General features: G+C 35.9%; 19 protein-coding genes and 1 other annotated feature (1 of these 20 running past the window's edge). Of the genes, 1 reads left to right on the plus strand and 18 read right to left on the minus strand.

The window, feature by feature from the left end:
* Positions 1-157: a binding site (T-box leader), on the minus strand; it reaches 76 nt to the left of the window's first position.
* A gap of 47 nt (positions 158-204) precedes the next feature.
* From ytxC to MKX83_RS17695, 17 genes are all read right to left on the minus strand, one after another.
* On the minus strand, positions 205-1,077 hold the full coding sequence (gene ytxC, locus MKX83_RS17615; protein ID WP_157733922.1) for a putative sporulation protein YtxC: 873 nt from the start codon (positions 1,075-1,077) through the stop codon (positions 205-207).
* Positions 1,078-1,170: 93 nt separating this feature from the next.
* Positions 1,171-2,103, minus strand: a complete 933-nt coding sequence (gene dnaI, locus MKX83_RS17620) for a primosomal protein DnaI (RefSeq protein ID WP_095372322.1) — start codon at positions 2,101-2,103, stop codon at positions 1,171-1,173.
* Positions 2,104-3,525 (minus strand): replication initiation and membrane attachment family protein, encoded by a 1,422-nt coding sequence (locus MKX83_RS17625; RefSeq protein WP_341056771.1) that lies wholly within the window; start codon positions 3,523-3,525, stop codon positions 2,104-2,106.
* Positions 3,526-3,603: 78 nt separating this feature from the next.
* Positions 3,604-4,065 (minus strand): transcriptional regulator NrdR, encoded by a 462-nt coding sequence (nrdR, locus tag MKX83_RS17630; protein WP_095372321.1) that lies wholly within the window; start codon positions 4,063-4,065, stop codon positions 3,604-3,606.
* 149 nt (positions 4,066-4,214) lie between these two features.
* Positions 4,215-4,598 (minus strand): adenosylmethionine decarboxylase, encoded by a 384-nt coding sequence (gene speD / locus MKX83_RS17635; RefSeq protein ID WP_095372320.1) that lies wholly within the window; start codon positions 4,596-4,598, stop codon positions 4,215-4,217.
* A gap of 481 nt (positions 4,599-5,079) precedes the next feature.
* Positions 5,080-6,105, minus strand: a complete 1,026-nt coding sequence (locus MKX83_RS17640; RefSeq protein ID WP_095372319.1) for a glyceraldehyde-3-phosphate dehydrogenase — start codon at positions 6,103-6,105, stop codon at positions 5,080-5,082.
* A gap of 284 nt (positions 6,106-6,389) precedes the next feature.
* A complete protein-coding gene (gene coaE / locus MKX83_RS17645) occupies positions 6,390-6,992 on the minus strand; it encodes a dephospho-CoA kinase (protein ID WP_095372318.1) in 603 nt (200 codons plus the stop codon).
* A 26-nt stretch (positions 6,993-7,018) separates the two neighbouring features.
* Positions 7,019-7,660 (minus strand): sporulation membrane protein YtaF, encoded by a 642-nt coding sequence (ytaF, locus tag MKX83_RS17650; protein ID WP_095372317.1) that lies wholly within the window; start codon positions 7,658-7,660, stop codon positions 7,019-7,021.
* 105 nt (positions 7,661-7,765) lie between these two features.
* Positions 7,766-8,593, minus strand: coding sequence for a DNA-formamidopyrimidine glycosylase (gene mutM / locus MKX83_RS17655; protein WP_341056777.1), 828 nt, complete (start codon positions 8,591-8,593; stop codon positions 7,766-7,768).
* Between the two features lie 39 nt (positions 8,594-8,632).
* The gene (gene polA, locus MKX83_RS17660; protein WP_095372315.1) at positions 8,633-11,269 is read right to left on the minus strand and encodes a DNA polymerase I; all 2,637 of its coding nucleotides are present in this window, start codon (positions 11,267-11,269) and stop codon (positions 8,633-8,635) included.
* A 448-nt stretch (positions 11,270-11,717) separates the two neighbouring features.
* Positions 11,718-13,478, minus strand: coding sequence for a two-component system histidine kinase PnpS (gene pnpS / locus MKX83_RS17665; RefSeq protein WP_095372314.1), 1,761 nt, complete (start codon positions 13,476-13,478; stop codon positions 11,718-11,720).
* Positions 13,475-14,188: a response regulator transcription factor gene (locus MKX83_RS17670; protein ID WP_307312682.1), complete on the minus strand. Its 714-nt coding sequence runs from the start codon at positions 14,186-14,188 to the stop codon at positions 13,475-13,477. The genes pnpS and MKX83_RS17670 overlap by 4 nt, the downstream gene beginning before the upstream one ends.
* Positions 14,189-14,362: 174 nt before the next feature.
* A complete protein-coding gene (locus MKX83_RS17675) occupies positions 14,363-14,836 on the minus strand; it encodes a MaoC/PaaZ C-terminal domain-containing protein (protein WP_095372313.1) in 474 nt (157 codons plus the stop codon).
* 206 nt (positions 14,837-15,042) lie between these two features.
* Complete coding sequence (gene mdh, locus MKX83_RS17680; protein ID WP_233435212.1) at positions 15,043-15,990, minus strand: malate dehydrogenase; 948 nt, start codon at positions 15,988-15,990, stop codon at positions 15,043-15,045.
* 205 nt (positions 15,991-16,195) lie between these two features.
* Entirely contained in the window at positions 16,196-17,467 is a 1,272-nt protein-coding gene (icd, locus tag MKX83_RS17685; RefSeq protein WP_180317068.1) for an NADP-dependent isocitrate dehydrogenase, read from the minus strand.
* Positions 17,468-17,616: 149 nt separating this feature from the next.
* Positions 17,617-18,735, minus strand: coding sequence for a citrate synthase (gene citZ, locus MKX83_RS17690; protein WP_307312681.1), 1,119 nt, complete (start codon positions 18,733-18,735; stop codon positions 17,617-17,619).
* 392 nt (positions 18,736-19,127) lie between these two features.
* On the minus strand, positions 19,128-19,583 hold the full coding sequence (locus MKX83_RS17695) for a DUF441 domain-containing protein (RefSeq protein WP_095372309.1): 456 nt from the start codon (positions 19,581-19,583) through the stop codon (positions 19,128-19,130).
* A gap of 209 nt (positions 19,584-19,792) precedes the next feature.
* Between MKX83_RS17695 and ytvI the strand changes: the two genes are divergently transcribed.
* On the plus strand, positions 19,793-20,914 hold the full coding sequence (gene ytvI / locus MKX83_RS17700) for a sporulation integral membrane protein YtvI (protein WP_341056781.1): 1,122 nt from the start codon (positions 19,793-19,795) through the stop codon (positions 20,912-20,914).
* Positions 20,915-21,083: 169 nt separating this feature from the next.
* On the opposite strand, the gene MKX83_RS17705 is transcribed toward ytvI, so the two are convergent.
* Positions 21,084-21,473 (minus strand): FxsA family protein, encoded by a 390-nt coding sequence (locus MKX83_RS17705; RefSeq protein WP_095372307.1) that lies wholly within the window; start codon positions 21,471-21,473, stop codon positions 21,084-21,086.
* Positions 21,474-21,508 lie beyond the last annotated feature (35 nt).

The raw sequence follows: 21,508 nt of genomic DNA on the forward strand, positions 1-21,508 counted from the left end.
GTCTTGTTGCCGCCAATACTTAATCGACGCCTTAGACATCTTTATGTATTGGAGTTCAAAGGTGGTAAGCATTCCATTCGTGTTAGGAAGATTGCAGCCTTGTCTTCCCTCTCTATAAACCGTAAAAGAATACCCATATCCTTATCATTACTGTTCATTGATAATTTCAATATGTAAGTATTATAGTTTTTAATTTACGGAAAATCAAGAGGGTTCACTTATATTTTTACATGCATGCTGTTTACGCATATTAAATTCACTTATATGAAGGATTTCCAATCTCTCTTCAAAAATATTTTTAATTGTACGAACTAAAGGTTGTTCCTCACTTTCACTATATAAACATATTTCCTGAGGAGCGATTGAGAGTAATGGTGCGATTGTAACTGAATCTACATAGACAGGGTGATTAATTAATAATCTTCTATCTATCATCGCCGTTAGGTCCATTCGAGAAAGCTCTTCGAAATGCTGATTAAAAAAGCGAACTTCTTCACCTAAATATAAATGAATCGTGGGTAACTTACTTTCTCTATCCTTAATAAAGTCTCTTAAGGTTTGAATAAACATTTGATATTCCTGTTCCATTTTATATTCATCAATAGACAACTCAACATACTTTGTCATATCGTCTAAAAGCGGTTTAAGACGAAACTTTATAAAAGCATCATAGGAAAAAGAGATATCATCATGCACTAGGCGATCTATAGCCGATCGTAATTGCTCGTGTATATCCACTCTATGTAAAAAAGTAGATAAATCTTCTCTTTGCCCTTCCAATATGGAATGAATGATTTCAAGAATTTGTTGTTGTTCTTCTGAATCTTGATAATAAAACTTTTCGGCCATTATCTTTCTAAACCAACTATCGCATTTACTCTCCATTAAAAAAGCAGAAAATGTTCGTTTTACTTCTTCAATAGATCGTCCACTGCATTGTTCAGGATACATTCTTACTATATATTGACCTTCATTATGAAGAATTGTCGTTTCGCCTTCCGTATAGTTCTGAATCCGGATTGCGTGCTGAAACAGCTCCTCGGCTTCATGCTTATTCCGGAAAATGATCTCTATCAACCAAATCCCCCCTTAACATCTATCTGATTCATATATATGGGAGACTTGGCCAAAATAGAAGTCATGAAGAAAAACTATTGAAAATTATCTTGCCTAAACCCTTCGATTCGGTCCTTCGACAAGCACAGGATCGGTTAAATACTTAATTCTCTCCATTACTCTTCTTGCCTTCATCCGCTCCTCTTCCCCTCGTTGACTATAGGTAAGATGATGTTCAAGTCCTTTATAATCAAAGTTTGAGGTGAAAAAGGTCGGTAACTTTTCAAGCATACGATATTGTAGAATCGGCGACAAAATTTCATCTCTTGTCCAACTTGACATCGTTTCTGCACCCATATCATCAAACATAAGTACAGAAGCTGATCGAATAGCTTCAAGTTTATCATTTAAAGTCGAATCACTAATTGAGCTTTTCAATTCCCTAAATAATTCAGGCACATAGACAATCATTGATGAAACTTGCTTCAGTGCAAGTTCATTGGCAATCGCACCTAATAAATATGATTTACCGACACCAAATTGGCCGTATAAATATAACGCCTTCTGACCATCACCCTTTTTAAAATTCATACAATAGCTAAGAGCTTTATTGACTGCTTCCATTCTTTTTCCATCATCATTGTACACCGTATCAAAGGTTGCATTTAGTATGTCTTTAGGGACATATAAACTTTGAATCAACTTCTCATTTTTTCTTTTTTCATCATGGATTTGCTTTCGTGGGCATTTATCATATTTAATATCAATCAGTCCACGTTCAATGACGAGCTCTGGGTGGTAGCCTTGCATAAAATTGATACAACTATCTAGGCTCGGACAGCGATTACATTCCTTACTTAGCTTGCTATATTCATACAATTTAATTAAGCTTCTTTCAACCATATCTGCTGACAGTTCATCCTTATGTGCCGTCAAAAAGGCACGGACATCTGGATCATTTAAAGTCTCTGCTCGTTGCTTTTCATATCTCGTTTTAAAATCTTGATTTCCAGCAAGTTTTTTAAGCGTATCATTGATTCTTTCCATCTATTGTCCACCCCCGTTTCTTCTCTTCATTAGTTCTTGAAATTCTTTCATATTAAGATCTACATGATCATCTTTCTTATCCTGCTTCTGTTGGACGACAGTCTCATTTTTACTTGTTTCCTCGTCAAACCAATCAGGTAAAAGCTCTGTCCTCGTGACAGCTTTTTTCGTATTAGATTTGGATGAACGTTTCCCTACTTTTTTATTCTCTGCCCATTTCAAATATTGTTGGTGTTCTTTCTTCGCCAAAGCCATGGCATTAGCCGTAGTTTGAATGCTCTTTCTCGCCCAATGACTTGCGATTGTTTCCACATATGCCTTTGTCAGCTTTTTATCTGTTTTACGCATCACATAATCAATCAAAACATTCATCACACCGGGAGGCAACTTTTGGTGAAACATCACATCTTCAAGTATTTTCAATTCCGCTTTTGAAGGTTCCGCCCCCCCAGATAAATCTTTCAAAAATTGAATAGGCGAAGTTGTATCAAAGTATTGAATAAGCTCTTCTTCTTTACTTTTTGGCTTTTCAGTTATTGAGAGACTATGAACAGGCTGAGTTTGCGTAATTAATGATGGCAATTCGTCACGATGATTTATTTGATACCAATCCCTTGCCGATTTCCGCAATTCATCCATCTCAACTTCATCATCTTCGTTCATCGCGCTTATAAGAATATTCTTCATTTCCATAACATCAATATCATATAAAAACGCCAAATTACTAATGGCATCCTTTACTGTTTGCGTAAGTGCTTTTCGGGGAACAAGTGATTCACTAAGGCCAGCTTCCAATAACGAGAAATTAAATGTTTGCCATGGAATTTGAATTTTATCCGCTTCCATTCTATCTACCCATTCACCTTTAGGAGAAACAGATAAGTCATCATTATACTCTTTAGCAAGCTGGTGACCAGATGTATAAACCTCATGAAAGGCTGTTGTTACATCCTTATAATCAAGATGGAGGTTTGAATACTCCTCATCACTAAAAAAACGCTTTAGTCTCGTATATTGAGTTTTACCGATTTTTTTATAAAGAAAGATATTGAGCATACCATCTAAGAAAAATGTACTTGGAGAGAGGGGTGGCTGTAATTGATAAATAAATTCACGATTTTCCCCTTCTTTCACATAAACTTTTAGCAAGCCAATTCCTTCAAGTTTTTTTCTTGCTTCATAAATTTCTTTTAAACTTAAGTCCATCATACTCATCAGACCATGATGGTTACGCGAAGATGAAGACCAAATACGGTTTTCCTCCACTTCCATCCATAAGGTCATATATAAACTGTACGCAATTGTCCCAATAAGTGGCTGATAAAGAAATACTAAGATTTTTCGATCATAGTCATGTAACAGCCCATTTAAAGCCACTGTATAATGATCACTAGGGATGACTTCAGTCCAATGCTGGGCCATGAAAAATACCTTCTTTCTTTCATATCTTGAAAAAAATGAGCAAAGAAGCTAAATTCACTTTAGCCTATTTGCTCACCTTTACGCTTGTTCCTTCTTCATTAACTCTTTTAGCTCTTCTATAAATACATTAATATCTTTGAATTGACGATAAACAGAAGCAAAGCGAACATAGGCGACATCGTCAACTTTCACTAGCCTGTCCATAACCATTTCGCCAACATCATCACTTTTCACTTCTGATACTCCGTTGCTTCTTAATTCCTTTTCAACTTGAAAAGTGATATCCTCTAGTTCTTTTAATGCAACCGGTCGTTTTTCACAAGCTTTTATTAGTCCACGCAATATTTTCTCTCTGCTAAACTCTTCTCTTGTTCCTTCTTTTTTCACAACAATCAAAGGAATTTCCTCTACCTTTTCAAAAGTTGTAAACCGATAACCACATTTTTCACACTCTCTTCGTCTTCGTATCGATTTACCTTCATCAACAGGACGAGAGTCTAGCACACGAGTATTATTATGTTGGCATGAAGGGCATTTCATACAATCAACTCCGTCTCATCTTTACGTTCCTAAAATGTATCTTTACTTACTATCATATAAAAAAGGAGTTGTTAGTACAAGTAGATATGTTTTTTTCATAATAAAAAGAGTGCAATTATTCGCTTGCACTCTTGAAGACTTCTTCTTTATTATAACACATTGGCTTTTGTTGCGTTCTTAACTTGAACAGGACCCATTCCACGAGGAATTTCTATATTCTCACGTGTATCAGCACCTAAAGCTTCTGCTATATAGTCAGCCGCGATGTGAGGATTAAGATCACCGCAAGTATAAACATCGATGCTTGCATAGCCATGCTCCGGAAAACTGTGTATAGTTAAATGCGACTCTGAAATAATGACAACCCCACTTACACCTTGTGGTGCAAATTTATGGAATGCCACCTCTCGCACTTCTGCCCCTGATTTTAGTGCAGCTGCTACAAATGTTTGCTCAATAAATGACATATCATTCAATTTTTCAAAATCGCATCCCCAAAGCTCTGAGATGACGTGACGACCCATTGTTTCCATATTCAAATTTCCCCCTTTACTAATTGACATGAATTTCTACTGGGCAAAGCATATAACTACCACGGGGGAAAGTTAGTCCAAAGAGGTCCTAACCCTTTAAGTAGCCATTTAGCGCCTTACTCGTTGAGAAGTTCACGATTTTTAGTATACTTTGTTTAATGTTCTTTTGCAATAAATCCTAGAAAATTTATTTAAGTGAATTTCAATAATAATTACATTTTCACATAAAGAAAGGGGACTAAACATTGTTATCATCAGTGTTCATCCCCTCCATTAACCAAGGGAAATGTCACAATTTATTCAAATTTTCCAGAGACATCATTCAGAAATACGCAACGAAAAGACAAACAAAAAGCTTTTTTTATTTAAAAGATTGCCCCAACCTGTGATCATCTATGTAGTAATCAGTTTAACATTTCATTTTACCTACATAGTAAAAATGCAAAAAAGGCAATCCCATTAAAGGATTGCCTACATAAAATTATGCGTTCACTGCAGATTTATTTAGTTCTTCAGCTACATATTTCACCAAGTCAACTACACGACAAGAATAACCCCACTCGTTATCATACCAAGCTAAAACTTTTACTTTATTCTCACCAATCATCATTGTGGAAAGCCCATCAATAATAGCAGAGTGTGGATTTGTTGTGAAATCGATTGAAACAAGTGGTTCTTCTGTTATATCTAATATACCTTTTAATTCATTTTGTGCCGCATCTTCAAACGCAGCATTTACCTCATCAATTGTTACATCCCTCTTTAAATCAACAACTAAATCAACAAGTGATACATCTGGCGTCGGCACACGAAGAGCCATCCCATGTAACTTGCCTTTTAATTGTGGTAACACAAGAGACAATGCTTTCGCTGCTCCTGTTGAAGTAGGAATAATTGACTGCGCGCAAGCTCTAGCACGGCGAAGATCCTTATGTGGATTATCAAGGTTCTTTTGGTCATTTGTATACGCATGTACAGTCGTCATTAAACCGTTTTCAATGCCGAACTTATCTTCTAATACTTTTGCAACTGGCGCTAAGCAGTTTGTTGTACAAGAAGCATTAGAAATCACATCATGTTCAGCAATGTTAAGCGCTTCATCATTCACACCCATCACAATGGTTACATCTTCATTTTTCCCTGGAGCCGTTAAAACAACTTTCTTGGCACCTGCATTTAAATGAAGCATCGCTTTATCTTTTGAGTTGAACTTACCTGTAGCTTCAACAACGATATCAATCTCCATTTGTTTCCAAGGAAGTTCCTCAGGGTTACGATTGCTTAGTAATTGAACTCTTTTTCCGTTCACTACAAGCGCATCATCTTCGGGAATCACTTCACCTTGGAATGCACCATGAGTAGAATCATATTTAATTAAATGTGCTAACGTTTCTGGAGGATAACTAGCATTTATTGCTACTACTTCCAATGTATCATCAAGAATGGCCTTTCTAAACACCATTCGTCCTATTCTCCCAAACCCATTAATCGCTATTTTCGCCTTCATCTTACGGCCCCTTCCGTATAAATGTTATACTTTTTTAACCATTTTCATGCTAATAGTATAACATATTAACCACAAAATGTGATGAGCAAATTGCGGATATTTTAAAGTTCCACTATTCAGAAATATTGTGGATGTAAAGAGAGCATAAAACGCGTGACATTACGTGAAAAATGCATCTTTACGCCCTATTTCTTAAGTGAAAAAAAATAATCCACTTATTATTGTGGACGAAAAGGGTTGAAATATTACTAATGAAACGTAGAAGTCTAAGTAGTAATTGTGTTTTACTGTTTATCTTTTAATTGTAACAGTAAATCATCTAGTTGCTTCTCTGTACTAGCGAGATCGCCATTATTATCAATTAAAAAATCCGCTAGCTGTACTTTTTCTTCCAATAGCATTTGTGATCGAATACGCGCATTCGCTTCTTCTGCATCAAAACCATTTCTCTCCATCAACCGCTGAAGCTGATTTTCTTTATTAACATACACTAAAACGGTGTAATCCACCATATATGTGAGTTTACTTTCAAATAAGAGCGGGATATCTAGAACGACCATTTTTTCACCATTAGCAACTGCCTCGTCCTTTTGCTCGTTCATTCTCTTCCTAACAGCCGGGTGGACAATACTGTTGAGCTTCATTCTTTCTTCTTCACTATAAAAAACAATGGAACCCAATCTTTGACGGTTAATCTCCCCATTTTCTAGAAGAATCTCTTGGCCAAAATGAGAGACAATTTCATCATAAGCAGCCGCACCTTTTTCAACTGCTCGTTTCGCTTCAACATCTGCATCTATTACTGTAATTGCTCTTTCTTTAAACATGGTGGAAACTGTGCTTTTACCGCTTGCAATTCCACCAGTGAGTCCGATAATAACTGTCATTCTTACTCTCACACCTTTTTATCAAATTAAATTTTCCAGATTCCAAGTATAATTAAAATTAATCCTGGTATAAACGAACATCGTTGCATCCATTGAGATTTAGAAAATATCGAGCCAATACTCATCCCACCAAAAACAAATAATGAACTCATAACCGCAACACATATAGCTAAATAATATGGTGAAAACCCAAGCATAGCCGCTCCAATACCTGCACCAAACGCATCCAGTGACAAAGCAAACCCTAATAAAAAGGCTTCAATACCAGTAATTGTACCTGACTTATCAATATCGGCTACCATCGGTTTTCTTAAAATGTTAATAACTACACCCAAAGACTTGATTTCAAAATTCAAAAGAATTTTCTCATGTGGAAGAGCATCTTTATCCTTTTCCTTTTCAGGGCGGAAAAACTGATACAGTACCCAAGCACCTAATACAATAAGGATAATACCCCCAATACTGTTTGCAAAAGCAGGTGAAATAAACTTTGCTATTGTATGACCAATCCCCATTGAAATGAGAAGAGTAAAAGCTGAACAACAAGCAATAATTAAAATCGATTTAATTGGAATCTTCATTTTTCTTAATCCATACGTTAAACCTACACTAAAACTATCTAAGCTAACAGCTATAGCTAGTATTATAAGTGTCATCATCTGCGTCATTTAAAAGAGCTCCTTCCATGAAATGGCTAACATATTATATGGAAGAAGCCCATCCAATGTTATCTATAATCTAGGCTAAGATGACAAAAGAAAAATGTGGTTATTTTATTTCGGCTGACATTGTGGACAATAAACAGTCCCACGTCCTCCAGCAATGATTCTCTCAAGCGGTGTAGCACAAACTTTACATTCCTCTCCACGCCGCCCATACACAAATAGCTCTAACTGAAATAATCCTATTTGGCCTTGGGAGTTCACATAAGAACGTATCGTACTGCCTCCTCGTTCCACAGCTTCGGACAATGTTGCTTTAATTTCCGAATAAAGCTTTTCTACTTCCTCTTTTGTTAATGTTTTAGCAGAGCGCTCTGGGTGAATACCTGCTTTAAACAAAGATTCATCGACATATATATTGCCTAAGCCTACAATTAGTTTTTGATCCAAGAGAGCCGCCTTAATGGGCCGTGCTGTCTTATTCAATAAATTTTGTAATATCTTTGGCGAAAAGGCATCTGATAAAGGTTCTACACCTAATTGTGAAAGTGGTAGTTGACCAAGCTCATCTCCACGCTTAAATAAATGCATGGTGCCAAATTTGCGCACATCTTTATACCTTAACTCTGTTCCATCCGTAAAGGAGAAAATCACATGTGTATGTTTATCAATCGTTTCTGATTTCGGATAAACCCCGTATCTCCCTTCCATTCGTAAATGAGAAACAAGGGCAAGATCATCCGTATAAAGAATCAAAAATTTTCCGCGACGGGCAACCGCTTTAAATGTTTCCCCTTCTAGCGCCTTTGTAAATCGAACGACATCGTCCGGTTCTTTCACCATTTTCGGCCAGTGTACCAACACTTGGTCAATCGTCTTTCCGATAATCAACTCTTCTAAAGTTCTTCTTACTGTTTCTACCTCAGGTAATTCAGGCATCCATAATGACTCCTTTTTTCAATCCGATTGTGAACTCACTTACTTCGCATCAAACCATGTTGGGCCGTATGAATAATCTACTTTTAACGGTACTTTTAACTCTACGGCATGCTCCATTACATCTGGAACAATTTCTTTCAGTTTTTCTATTTCTTCTACCGGTGCTTCAAATATCAGTTCATCATGCACTTGTAATAAAAGCTTGGATTGTAATTGTTCATTCTCTAAGCGATCAGCCATGTCTATCATCGCTTTTTTAATAATATCTGCGGCACTTCCTTGAATGGGTGTATTCATAGCCGTTCTTTCCGCAAAGCTGCGAAGATTAAAATTCCGACTTGTGATTTCCGGTAAATATCTACGACGGTGAAGTAAAGTTTCTACGAACCCTTTTTGTTTTGCTTCTTGCACAATATCTTCCATATATTGTTTAACTGCAGGGTAGCTTGTTAAATAGCGATCAATAAATTCTCCAGCTTCTTTTCTTGTGATAGATAGACTTTGTGAAAGGCCGTAATCACTTATCCCGTAAACAATCCCAAAGTTAACTGCCTTTGCATGACGCCGCATATTTGCCGTCACTTCTTCTTTTGAAACATGAAAAACTTCCATAGCTGTCTTCGTATGGATATCTAAATCTTCCTTGAATGCGGAGATTAGCTTTTCGTCACCTGCAATATGAGCGAGAACCCTTAATTCAATCTGTGAATAATCTGCTGCAAAAATAACCCAATCTTTCTTTGAAGGAATAAATGCTTGTCTAATCTTTCTACCTTCTTCTAAGCGAATCGGGATATTTTGTAAGTTAGGGTCTGTAGAACTTAATCTCCCCGTTTGCGTTAACGCTTGATTAAAACGGGTATGCACTTTATCCGTTTCTTTATTGACCACCTTTAGTAAACCTTCAATATAGGTGGATTGTAGTTTCGCTAATTGACGATATTCAAGGATTTCTTTGATAATCTCATGTTTGGATTCTAATTTTTCTAATACATCTGCTGAAGTAGAATAGCCCGTTTTTGTTTTCTTCATAACTGGTAAACGCAGCTTATCAAATAAGATTACCCCTAATTGTTTCGGAGAATTAATATTAAATGCTTCTCCAGCATACGCGTGAATTCGATTCTCAATGGCCGCAAGTTTCTCTAATAGCTCTGTTCCCATTGAACGCAGGCGTTTCAAATCCACTTTAATACCTGCCGATTCCATATCAGCAAGAATCAATGATAAGGGTAATTCTAATTCGTAAAAAAGAGCAGACTGCTGGTTCGTTTGTAGCGACGTATCCAATTTTTCATAAAGCGAATCCATTGCCACTGCTTTCCTTACAATATGAGGAGCAAGCTCTTCTTCCTTTGGAATACTCCTTTTTGCTCCTTTCCCATAAAAAGCTTGATCGGATTGAACTGCAGAGTATCCGTGATTACGCGCAATAGAAGCTAAATCTTCAATTGTTTCAGAAGGGTTGATAATATAAGCTGCTAAAAGGATATCAAAGTGGATACCTTTTAAATGAATACCATGATGTCTTAGCGAGACTTCAGACCTTTTCGCATCATATACGACCTTTGGAGAGGCATCATCTTCTGCCCATTTTTTAAACACATTCGATTGACAAGCGTTTTTTGTTGAAATAAAGAAGTTTCCATTTTTGTTTGTGACTGCAATTCCAAGAATATCTGCGTAATGATAATTATCCTCTAACACCTCGATATATAATGCACTATCTCCATCCAATTGTTCCTCGGTAAAATCAGTAACAATCTCAAAATTAATTTCTTCAAGCTCGGCTGTTCCGTCTTCTGCTAAATCAAAGCTTATCTTTTCTAATAAAGAATTAAAACCGAGGTCTTTAAATAAATGATATAGTTTATCTTCATTCCATCCTTCATAAGCTATTTTATCTAGCTCTACTTCAATCGGCGCTTCTCTTAAAATTGTTGCTAATTCTTTACTCATTAAAGCTTGGTCTTGAAATTCCTCTAACTTCTCTTTTAATTTGTTACCACTCACTTGATCTATCGATTGAACTAATTGTTCTAATGTCCCAAACTCCTTTAATAATTTTAGTGCAGTTTTCTCCCCGACACCTGGCACACCCGGGATATTATCGGAGCTATCTCCCATTAGCCCTTTCATATCAATGATACGTTCAGGTGAGATACCATACTTTTCCTCGATATGCTGAGGGGTGTACTCTTCTATATCAGTAATCCCCTTTTTCGTAATTCCTACTGTTGTCTTTTCCGAACTTAGCTGTGTTAAGTCTTTGTCCCCTGAAATGACCTTTACTTCAAAATCATCTTGTTCAGCTATTAAAGATAACGTGCCAATAATATCATCTGCTTCATAATTCTCTAGCTCATACCGAGCAATTTGATAAGCATCTAGTAACTCTCTAATCACCGGGAACTGTTCTGAAAGTTCTGGCGGCGTTTTTTGCCTTCCACCTTTATATTCAGTAAACGTTTTATGTCTAAACGTAGTTTTACCGGCATCAAATGCAACAAGAATATGAGTAGGTTTTTCATCTTCCAAAATGCGCATAAGCATCATCGTAAATCCATAGACTGCATTCGTATGTATGCCTTTATCGTTATTTAATAATGGAAGAGCAAAAAAAGCTCGATAAGCAATACTATTTCCATCTATTAATACGAGTTTTTTCTTTGTCATCTCGCCACCAACCTCCTTCGCTTCTTACAAAGTCATTTCATTGAATACACTTCGAAAAAGCCATTATCTATTCTATATTTTATCATGTCTAAAAGAATAAAGAAAAATTAGGAATAGAAATTCATAGGGCTATCGTTCTTTAACGAAGAGATTTACAGAATTTGATGAAGTATATGGTATTTGTGGAGGTGGGAACTGTAGAAATTTTTAGGTGATGGCCACTTCTTTAGCGCATAGCAGCACCACTTACAATATTATAAATTGGAGTTGTTTAATATCATTCATTTGATTTAATGTTTATCACAGACTAGAACTTCTTTCTAAAAAAAGAGAGAGCGGGGTAGCTCTCTCTTCTTCACATCATGTGATGAAGGGGTTTTACAATACTAATTGTAACCCCCTATTGTTAATAGCATAAAAAAACAATGTAAACTTTTTGTAAAACTCTTTATTCGCTATCAGGTAACTTCTTATAAAACGTAAGTAAAAAGGCCGTGCCCTTTCCACTCTTGCTTTCAACAGAAATCAATCCTTTATGTGCTTCTAGTAAATGCTTCACAATTGCCAGACCAAGACCTGTACCACCTGAATTTCTACTCCTTGCTTTATCTACTCGATAAAACCTTTCAAAAATTCGCGGAATCTCACTTTCTTTAATGCCTATCCCCGTATCAATTATTTTTATATACACTTTTTGTTGATCTTCTGTTACACGAATAGACACTTTACCTTCATTTGGTGTGTAAGAAATAGCATTGGAAACAATATTAAGGAATATTTGTTTGATTCTGTTAACATCAGCTTCCATTTCGATTATTTCATCTTCACATTTATAATCTATGGTAATTTCTTTTTCCTCCGCACGTCTTTTAACCATCATTACTACTTCATTTAAGACACCAATAATATTCACCTCTTGTATAGAAAGGTGAAATCCTTGTTGCTCAATTTTTGATAAATCAAGCAAATCTTGAATGAGTGTTTGCAATCGTTCACTTTCTTGGAGGATAATCGTTAAAAATTGTTTAAGGGCATCTTGATCATCCATTGCCCCGTCTAAAAGCGTTTCTGAGAACCCTTTTATAGAAGTTATAGGTGTTTTTAATTCATGTGAAACATTCGCAACGAAATCTCTCCGCACCTGCTCCAATTTCTTTATCTCAGTAATATCATGGAAAACCAAAAGTACACCTTTCCATACATCATTCGTGCCGATAATCGGAACACCGTAGACTTCGAAATGTTTTCGATGAATACCAATAAGGATTTGTATTTGCTTTCTTACCTTTTGTTCTGTCATAAATAATTCTTCAATAAGCTCAGTGATTTCTTTATATTCAATGACATTATAATACAGCTCGTCCATGTATTCTGTCACATCAGCATGAAAAACTTCTCTATATGTACGATTCACAAGGTTAATATAACCCTTACTATCTATTAAAATTAATCCACTACCCATGTTTTCAATGAGTGTACTGAGTCTATCTTGATGCATCTCTCTCGATTTCTCCATATCTTGCAAATTACGTGCAAGAATATTAATTGAGCTATTTAACTTACCTGCTTCACCGACATCATTATCATACGTTCTTGCCCGATAATTCCCTTTCGCTAACTCAATAGCGACTCTCGTTGCAGAATCAATCGGTCTTGTATATCTATTCGTAATAGCGGCCCCTAAGAATATAATCAAAATTAATGCTAGGCTAAGACAGATAATTAGGATCCACCAGATTTGCGAGTAACCACTTTTTACTTCATCTATTTCGGCACTTAAAAATAAATAATACGAATTCGTACCTTCATTTAATTCCTTCCAAAAGTAATGATAATCGTCGCCTACGACTTTACCAGCCTGCCCATCAGAGTCAGGTGCACCTAATATTTCACTTATTGTCTTACGGTTTTTCAATTGAATATCTTTATTCACGCTATCAAATATCACTTGATCATTTGCATCGGCAATAGTAACATTAACACCTAACCAGCTAGCAAACTGGTCGACCTTCTCTTGAGTAAGTTGTTCAATTCCACCTATTTCCTCAATCTGGCCTGCTACTAGCTGAATCTCTTTAGATAAGCGTTCATCTATAACATTTATATAATAGGATTTAAATAGCTGACCTAATAACAAGCCTAAACAAAGTAAAACAGCGATAATCAACGTAATGATAGCAAAAAATAGTTTTGAACGAAAAGTTTTCATTCAGGCTTAGGCTCCTCTAGCTTATAACCAAGCCCACGAATCGTTTTAATATATGTTGGTTTTTTTGAATTTTGCTCAATTTTATCTCTTAAGTGACTAATATGAACATCTACAATCCTTGTATCACCCGCAAAATCATAATTCCAAACAGCACTCAGCAATTGATCGCGTGTTAATACTCTACCTTTATTTTTAGCAAGATATAATAGTAGTTCAAACTCTTTTGGTGTCAGCTCAAGTAATTCGTCTAGATAATAGACCTCATATCTATCTGGATAGATTTTCACTCCAGCTATACGTATACTATCATCCTCATCTTCTGAAACAGGTTCGTCAAATTGGGCTTGTGACCTTCTTAAAATGGCCTTTACCCGCGCAACGACTTCTCTCGGACTAAATGGCTTTGTCATATAATCATCTGCACCTAACTCTAGGCCAAGAACTTTATCGAACTCATCGTCTTTTGCAGTTAACATGAGTATTGGTGTATTCACTTTCTTTTGTCTAATTTGTTTACACACTTCAATTCCATCCAGCTTAGGTAACATCAGATCTAACACAATCAAATCTAGCTGTTCACTTAAAGCAAGATTTTTGCCTTCTTCTCCATCAGATGCTGTTAGTACTTCATAACCTGCTTGTTGCAAATTATATTGTAGTAACGTTACAATTGACTGCTCATCATCAACCACTAGAACTTTTTTATCCATAAAAGCCTCCGATAAATAGATTCCCCATTAGTATAAACCAATTACTTTAGTAAAACCCCTTATATAAATGTATTATAATATAAAAAAGAAAAAAAAGCGTGCCCACGACAAAAAACTAAGCAGTATAAATTACTTTTGCTTAGTTTTTTGGTCAACTATCCTTACAATTCATGATTAGAAGTTTTCTAGCACTTTACTGTTGAGACTCTCAAGTGGATAGGGTGGACATACTTTCATTCGGCCATATAATACTGTTTCATTTTCTTCATTCGTTGCTTGTACCTTCATTTCAATACTATGCTTCTCTTCATCCACATGAATTACTTCCATCAAGAATTCAATTGTAGAATAGTGATAAACAGGTTTAACATATTCTAACTCTTGCTTAAGTATGTGGCTACCCGGTCCAGGGAGATATTTTGAAACACTAGATGAGACCATACCATTCAGCATAATATTGGGTACAATTGGTTTTTTATAAGGCGTTTGTGAAGCATAGTCATGCTGTAAGTATATGGGATTGGCATCATCTGTTAACCCTAGATATAATAATAAATCCCTATCTTCTATTTTTTCCGTAAAGGTCAGCTTCTCTCCAACCGAAATTTCCTCAAGTCTTCTACCTATTTTTCTCTTCTTCCCTAACATGGATGCACCTCCGATTTTTGTAACCGCTTGCAAAAGATTAAAATATAAACTAATTTTTCTGTTTATTTATAATTATATTAACATTTTATTTTAATAAGTAAAAGAAAAATAGTAATAATAATTTTCTTTCTATTGTAAAGTTAACAAAAAATAAGCGAAGCTCAGGTAAAAGACGGAACTTCGCCAACAAGTACTTTCTTTATAGATTAGTTTTGTGACAATATCGATATCACCTGACGCACCGACTCAGCTGACTGATCTAATGCAACCTTTTCTTCTTTTGTTAAATCTAATTCGATGACTTTTTCAATCCCATTTGCACCAAGGATTGTTGGCACACCTAAATAAATGCCCTGATAACCAAACTCTCCTTCTAAATAAGCGATTGCAGGAAGTATTCTTTTTTGGTCCTTGATCATAGCCTCTACCATTTCTACTAAGGCTGCTGCAGGTGCATAGTATGCACTACCATTCCCTAATAAACTAACAATTTCTCCTCCACCCTTTCGCGTTCGATCGACAATTTGTTCTAAACGATCTTTGGAGATTAATTTTTCTAAAGGGACACCGCCTGCATATGAATACCTAACAAGTGGAACCATATCATCACCATGACCTCCGAGCACAAACCCTGTTATATCTTTTATGGAGATCTGTAACTCTTGAGCTACAAACGTACGGAACCTGGCACTATCGAGCACACCCGACTGGCCAATAACTCGGTTTTTAGGAAAGCCTGTTTCTTTAAATATTGTATAAGTCATCGCATCCACAGGATTTGATAACACAATAATAAGCGAATCGGGAGAATACTGTGCAATTTCCTTCGCTACATTCTTCATAATCGTTTCATTTGTTTGAACTAGATCTTCCCGGCTCATCCCTGGCTTTCGTGCAATTCCAGCAGTAACCACGACGATATCTGAATCTTTCGTATCTTCATAGTTTGCTGTACCTAAGATATTTGCATCAAATCCTTGAACTGGACTTGCTTCTAACATGTCTAAAGCTTTTCCCTTTGTCGGATTTTCCATTTGGGGAATATCAACTAATACAACATCTGCTAATTCCTTTTGTGCCAATAAAAATGCAGTCGTCGCTCCAGTAAAACCGGCTCCGATAACAGAAACTTTCTTACGCTTGAGTGTAGACACTTGCAACATCTCCTTATGTATTCATTTACAACTATTCAATTTATAACCGCTTCTTGTGAGATTAAAACATGAGGAAACAACTTAATTTCATATATGATGGAATTTATCTTCCACTGAATTTTACATCACAATCAATAAGGATGAGGTTTTTAAATAAAAAGAAAGCAGGCTCAATTTTTAAATTGAACCTGCTAGATCAAGTTAATTAGTCCATGTTTTTGATTAGGACGTCACCGAATTCAGAACATTTCACTTCAGTAGCTCCGTCCATTAGACGAGCAAAGTCATAAGTTACAACTTTAGAAGCAATAGATTTTTCCATAGATTTTTCAATTAAATCAGCCGCTTCATTCCAGCCTAAATGTTTAAGTAAAAGCACACCTGAAAGAATAACAGATGAAGGGTTTACTTTGTCTAAACCTGCATATTTAGGAGCTGTTCCGTGTGTAGCTTCGAAAATCGCATGTCCAGTTTCGTAGTTGATGTTTGCTCCTGGAGCAATACCGATTCCACCAACTTGTGCTGCTAACGCATCAGAAATGTAGTCACCGTTAAGGTTCATTGTTGCTACTACATCAAATTCCGCTGGACGAGTTAAGATTTGTTGTAAGAAGATATCAGCAATTGCATCTTTAACGATGATTTTACCAGCAGCTTCAGCATCAGCTTGCGCTTTGTTTGCTGCATCTACGCCACTTTCATCTTTAATGCGGTCATATTCAGCCCATGTGAATACTTTATCGCCGTATTCTTTTTCAGCTAGTTCGTAACCCCAATTTTTAAATGCACCTTCAGTAAATTTCATGATATTACCTTTGTGTACAAGTGTTACTGATTTACGACCTTCGTTGATTGCATAGTCAATTGCAGAGCGAACTAGACGAGTTGTTCCCTCTTGAGAAACAGGTTTAATACCGATTCCAGATGTTTCTGGGAAACGAATTTTATTGACACCCATTTCATCTTTTAAGAAAGAGATTAATTTGTTTACTTCATCTGTACCTTTAGCATATTCAATACCTGCATAGATATCTTCAGTATTTTCACGGAAAATGACCATGTCAGTATCTTGTGGGCGCTTAACTGGTGAAGGAACACCTTCAAACCAGCGTACTGGACGCAAGCATACGAAAAGATCTAATTCTTGACGCAATGCAACATTTAAAGAACGAATTCCTCCACCAATTGGTGTTGTAAGTGGTCCTTTAATGGCGATTAAGTATTCATTAATTACATCTAAAGTTTCTTTTGGTAACCATTCGCCTGTTTGGTTAAATGCTTTTTCACCAGCTAAAACTTCTTTCCAAGCAATTTTACGCTCACCTTTATATGCTTTTTCAACCGCTGCATCTAAAACACGAGAAGCAGATGCCCAAATATCCGGCCCAGTTCCGTCACCTTCGATAAAAGGAACGATTGGTTCATTTGGTACATTTAAAACACCATTATTTACTGTAATTTTTTCTGCTGCCATAATAATTTCTCCCTCCAATTTCCTTGTGTTAAAAGTAACACATCACAAACTTACCAGAATCAAAGGCTAGAAGGCAAACCCTCTAACCTTTCAGTAGCTTGCTTATCTTTATTTATTATTATCATCTGTTTTGAAAAAACTCAATAAAAAGTTTACCCTCTTTGTTCAACAGGAACGTAAGCTTGCATTCCTGGACCTGTATAATCAGCACGTGGACGGATTAAACGATTATTAGAGTATTGTTCTAAAATATGAGCTAACCAACCAGAAACACGGCTAACTGCAAAGATTGGTGTAAAGAGATCGTGATCGATACCTAAGCTGTGGTATACAGATGCCGAATAAAAATCAACATTAGGAGGAAGATCTTTTTCTCCAGTCACAATTCCTTCAATTTTTGTAGACATTTCATACCAATGTGGTTCGCCTGTCAATTCTGTTAATCTCTTAGACATTTCTCTTAAATGTTTCGCTCTTGGGTCGCCTTTTCTATATACACGATGACCGAAGCCCATTATTTTATCTTTATTCGCTAATTTTTCACGAATAGCAGGTTCAACATTATCTAATGTACCGATTTCTTTAAGCATTTTCATTACAGCTTCGTTAGCACCACCGTGTAGAGGTCCTTTTAATGCACCAATAGCTGCTGTAATACCTGAGTACATATCAGATAATGTCGCAACACAAACGCGAGCTGTAAAAGTAGACGCATTTAATTCATGATCAGCATGTAGGACAAGTGCTTTATTCATTGCTTCAACTGCTACATCTTCTGGTTCTTCCCCATTTAACATAAACAAGAAGTTAGCAGCAAAACTTAATTCCTTTTTAGGAGCAATTGGCTCTAAGCCTTTTCTCACACGCGCAAACGCAGCAACAATAGCTGGCACTTTTGCTTGTAAACGGATGGCTTTTCTATAGTTCGCATCCTCTTCCATTACATCTGCTTCTTCATCATAGAGACCAAGAAGAGATACAGCGGAGCGAAGAGCTGCCATCGGATGAACTTGATCAATTGGATAAGTCTTAAAATGAGCAAGAACCTCTTGTGGCAAATTCATATTTTCTGCCAATTGTGCTTTTAATTCATCTAGTTGTGATTGTGTAGGTAATTTACCATGCCATAATAAATAGATGACTTCCTCAAAACTAGCATTTTCTGCCAAATCATCAATGTTATAGCCTACATATGTTAAAGTATCATCAATGATTGAACTGATAGCAGATGTAGTAGCCACTACACCCTCTAGACCGCGTGTCGCTGTCATAACAAACCATCTCCTTCTTTGAAATATTTTCCCCAAACCCTCTGTCTGCATGAATCTTATTCATTAAGTTGTTATCAGATAAACCTGATAGCTCTATTGGCTATTGTAGCCGATTTAATCCAGCTAATATGTATTAAGCTGGGAGACAGACTAAATGACATTCTTAGTCAGATTTCCATCTGACTGAACAATCTCTGAACGTATGCTCAGTACAAACATGTACAAACATTAATGAAAGAAAATGCTTACATTTTCTTTTTGGTATAAAGTATCTACTATTTTCATAGACTCAACTATCAAACCTATTTGTACATGTATATTATAAACAATTATCTGACTTTTGTGAAACGAAAAATTCATAAAAATACAAGTGATTGATAGCTTTCTACCAATTATTGAATATACTCAAATATCTTCATGAATAAATAGGCGATACCCGCTCCGATTAGCGGACCGACTGCTACTCCTTTAAATAATGTAATAGCTAGAATTGTTCCTAGAACAAGAGCAGTCGTAATATGTGGATCTTCTGATAGGAGGGTAAGCCCACCCTTTGCTAATAATGCAACGATAATGCCTGATATACAAGCAACCCAAGCATAAGGTGATTTAAATGCATCTGCTAGATCTTTGAACCCGATTGCTCCACTTGCAATAGGGGCTAAGACAGCAATCGTAATAATCGTTACACCCCAATTAATACCCTTACTTTGGATAAATGAAAACACTTTTAACTCTGTTCCGACTAATTTTAACAATAGGAGGACAGCAATCGCAAATATAAGAGATTGATTTTTAGCCACAATACTGATAGCTAAAAGCAGTAGTAAAAACAGGAATGACTCCATATTCTATCTCACCTTCCTGTTAATGATGTTATTTTAACATAATTTCGAAAAAAGATAAAATTAATTTCTAATTCGCTCATTTCGCCAGTAAAGATAATGAGGACAAAAGAGCATATTTTAGGTTAAAAGATTAAAATTAGCGTCTAGAAAACAATGTCAGATTATTCAACCTTTTTCACTTAAAATACATTAAGGAGGAGCGCCAAACAATGACAAGTGCCCTACATTACCAAATCATGAGATTCTTTTTTGTCTTAGTCATCATATTTACTTTATTATTTGCTAGTTTTTACTTGTCATCCATTGCTTATCCTTTTCTAATTGGGTTAGGTATTGCATACATCATTAATAGGACAGTCAATTTTTTTCAATATACATGTAAAATACCACGATCTTTTTCTGTTTTCATTTCTTTATCATTACTAATAGGCGTCATTCTGGGCGGCGCAGTTATTTTAATCACTGAATTGGTCTCTGGGGCAGCTCACCTATCAAAAGTTGTGCCAGCACATGTACAAGTGTTTATTACACATATAGAACACTGGATCGCCAATCAATTTATGCCTGTGTTAAATAAACTAACCAGTTTATTTAACCATCTAGGAACAGAACAACAAGCAAGCGTTATGGCCAATATAGAAGAAATAGGTAAGAATATAGGACAATCATTAGGACTTTTTCTACAATCTTTTTTTGAAAAGCTGCCTGCGTTATTCTCATGGATACCTAATGCAGCAACTGTCATTATTTTTTCTCTTTTGGCTTCATTCTTCATTAGTAAAGATTGGGAAAGAATAAAACTATTTTTTCTTAATCTGGCACCTGAATATGTAAGACGCAGTAGCATTACCGTCTTCACTGACCTGAAATCTGCCCTTTTTGGCTTTATAAAGGCACAAGCAACTTTAATTTCAATAACTACTCTTATCATCTTGTTGGGCTTATTAATATTAAACATAGATTATGCGATGACAATCGCCATTATCGCCGGTATGGTTGATATTCTTCCTTATTTAGGAACAGGTATCATCTTTATTCCATGGATTATTTATTCCTTTTTTATTGGTGAAACGACCATTGCAGTTGGACTTTCTATCCTGTACGTGATTATTATCGTTCAAAGACAAGTGATGGAACCAAAGATTTTATCTTCCAATATTGGTTTAGATCCATTGGCGACTTTAATCGCTTTATTTATTGGCTTTAAACTATTTGGATTCCTCGGGCTGATTATTGGTCCAATTATTCTTGTCATCCTTTCTACTTTGTACAGAGCAAAAGTATTCACAGATATTTGGTTTTATATAAAAAATGGAAGAGAGGAGAAATAGAAGTCAGCCATTATAATAGATGCTAAATTTGAGGTACTCCTTTTTGAATCTCGACTACAAACCTACTTCTCGCCAATGTAAAAATCCGAACATAAACGAATTGGAATATGTTCGGATCTCTTTTTGTCTATTCTTTTTTTAATATATGGGATCACCTTTGTCTAAATGCTCACCATTTTATCACTTTGATGTTACCATGGTTAATACGTCTTCTAAGGAAGTGATACAAAATAATTTTTAATTTATTTCTTATAAAAGGAATTAATAAAAGAACACCTATGAAATCTGAAATAAATCCTGGTAACACAAGGAAAATACCTGCTATGAATATACAAAGACCGTCTAGCATGGAATCACCCGGCATTTCCCCACGGCGCGTTTCCATCTGTACCTTTTTCATTACTTCCATCCCTTGCCTTTTTGCTATATAAACGCCAAAAACGCCAGTCAATATAATTAGAAGAAATGTCACGGCCACACCTAAAGCCTTACCGGCAAGAAGCAGTACAACAATTTCAATCGCCGGGATTAAAATTAGCGGTAATAATATATAGCGCATTTAGCCACCTCATTATATTTTATATATATAATGAT

Origin of the sequence: Cytobacillus sp. FSL M8-0252, assembly GCF_038007345.1 — a bacterium.
GTDB classification, from domain to species: Bacteria; Bacillota; Bacilli; order Bacillales; family Cytobacillaceae; genus Cytobacillus; species Cytobacillus kochii.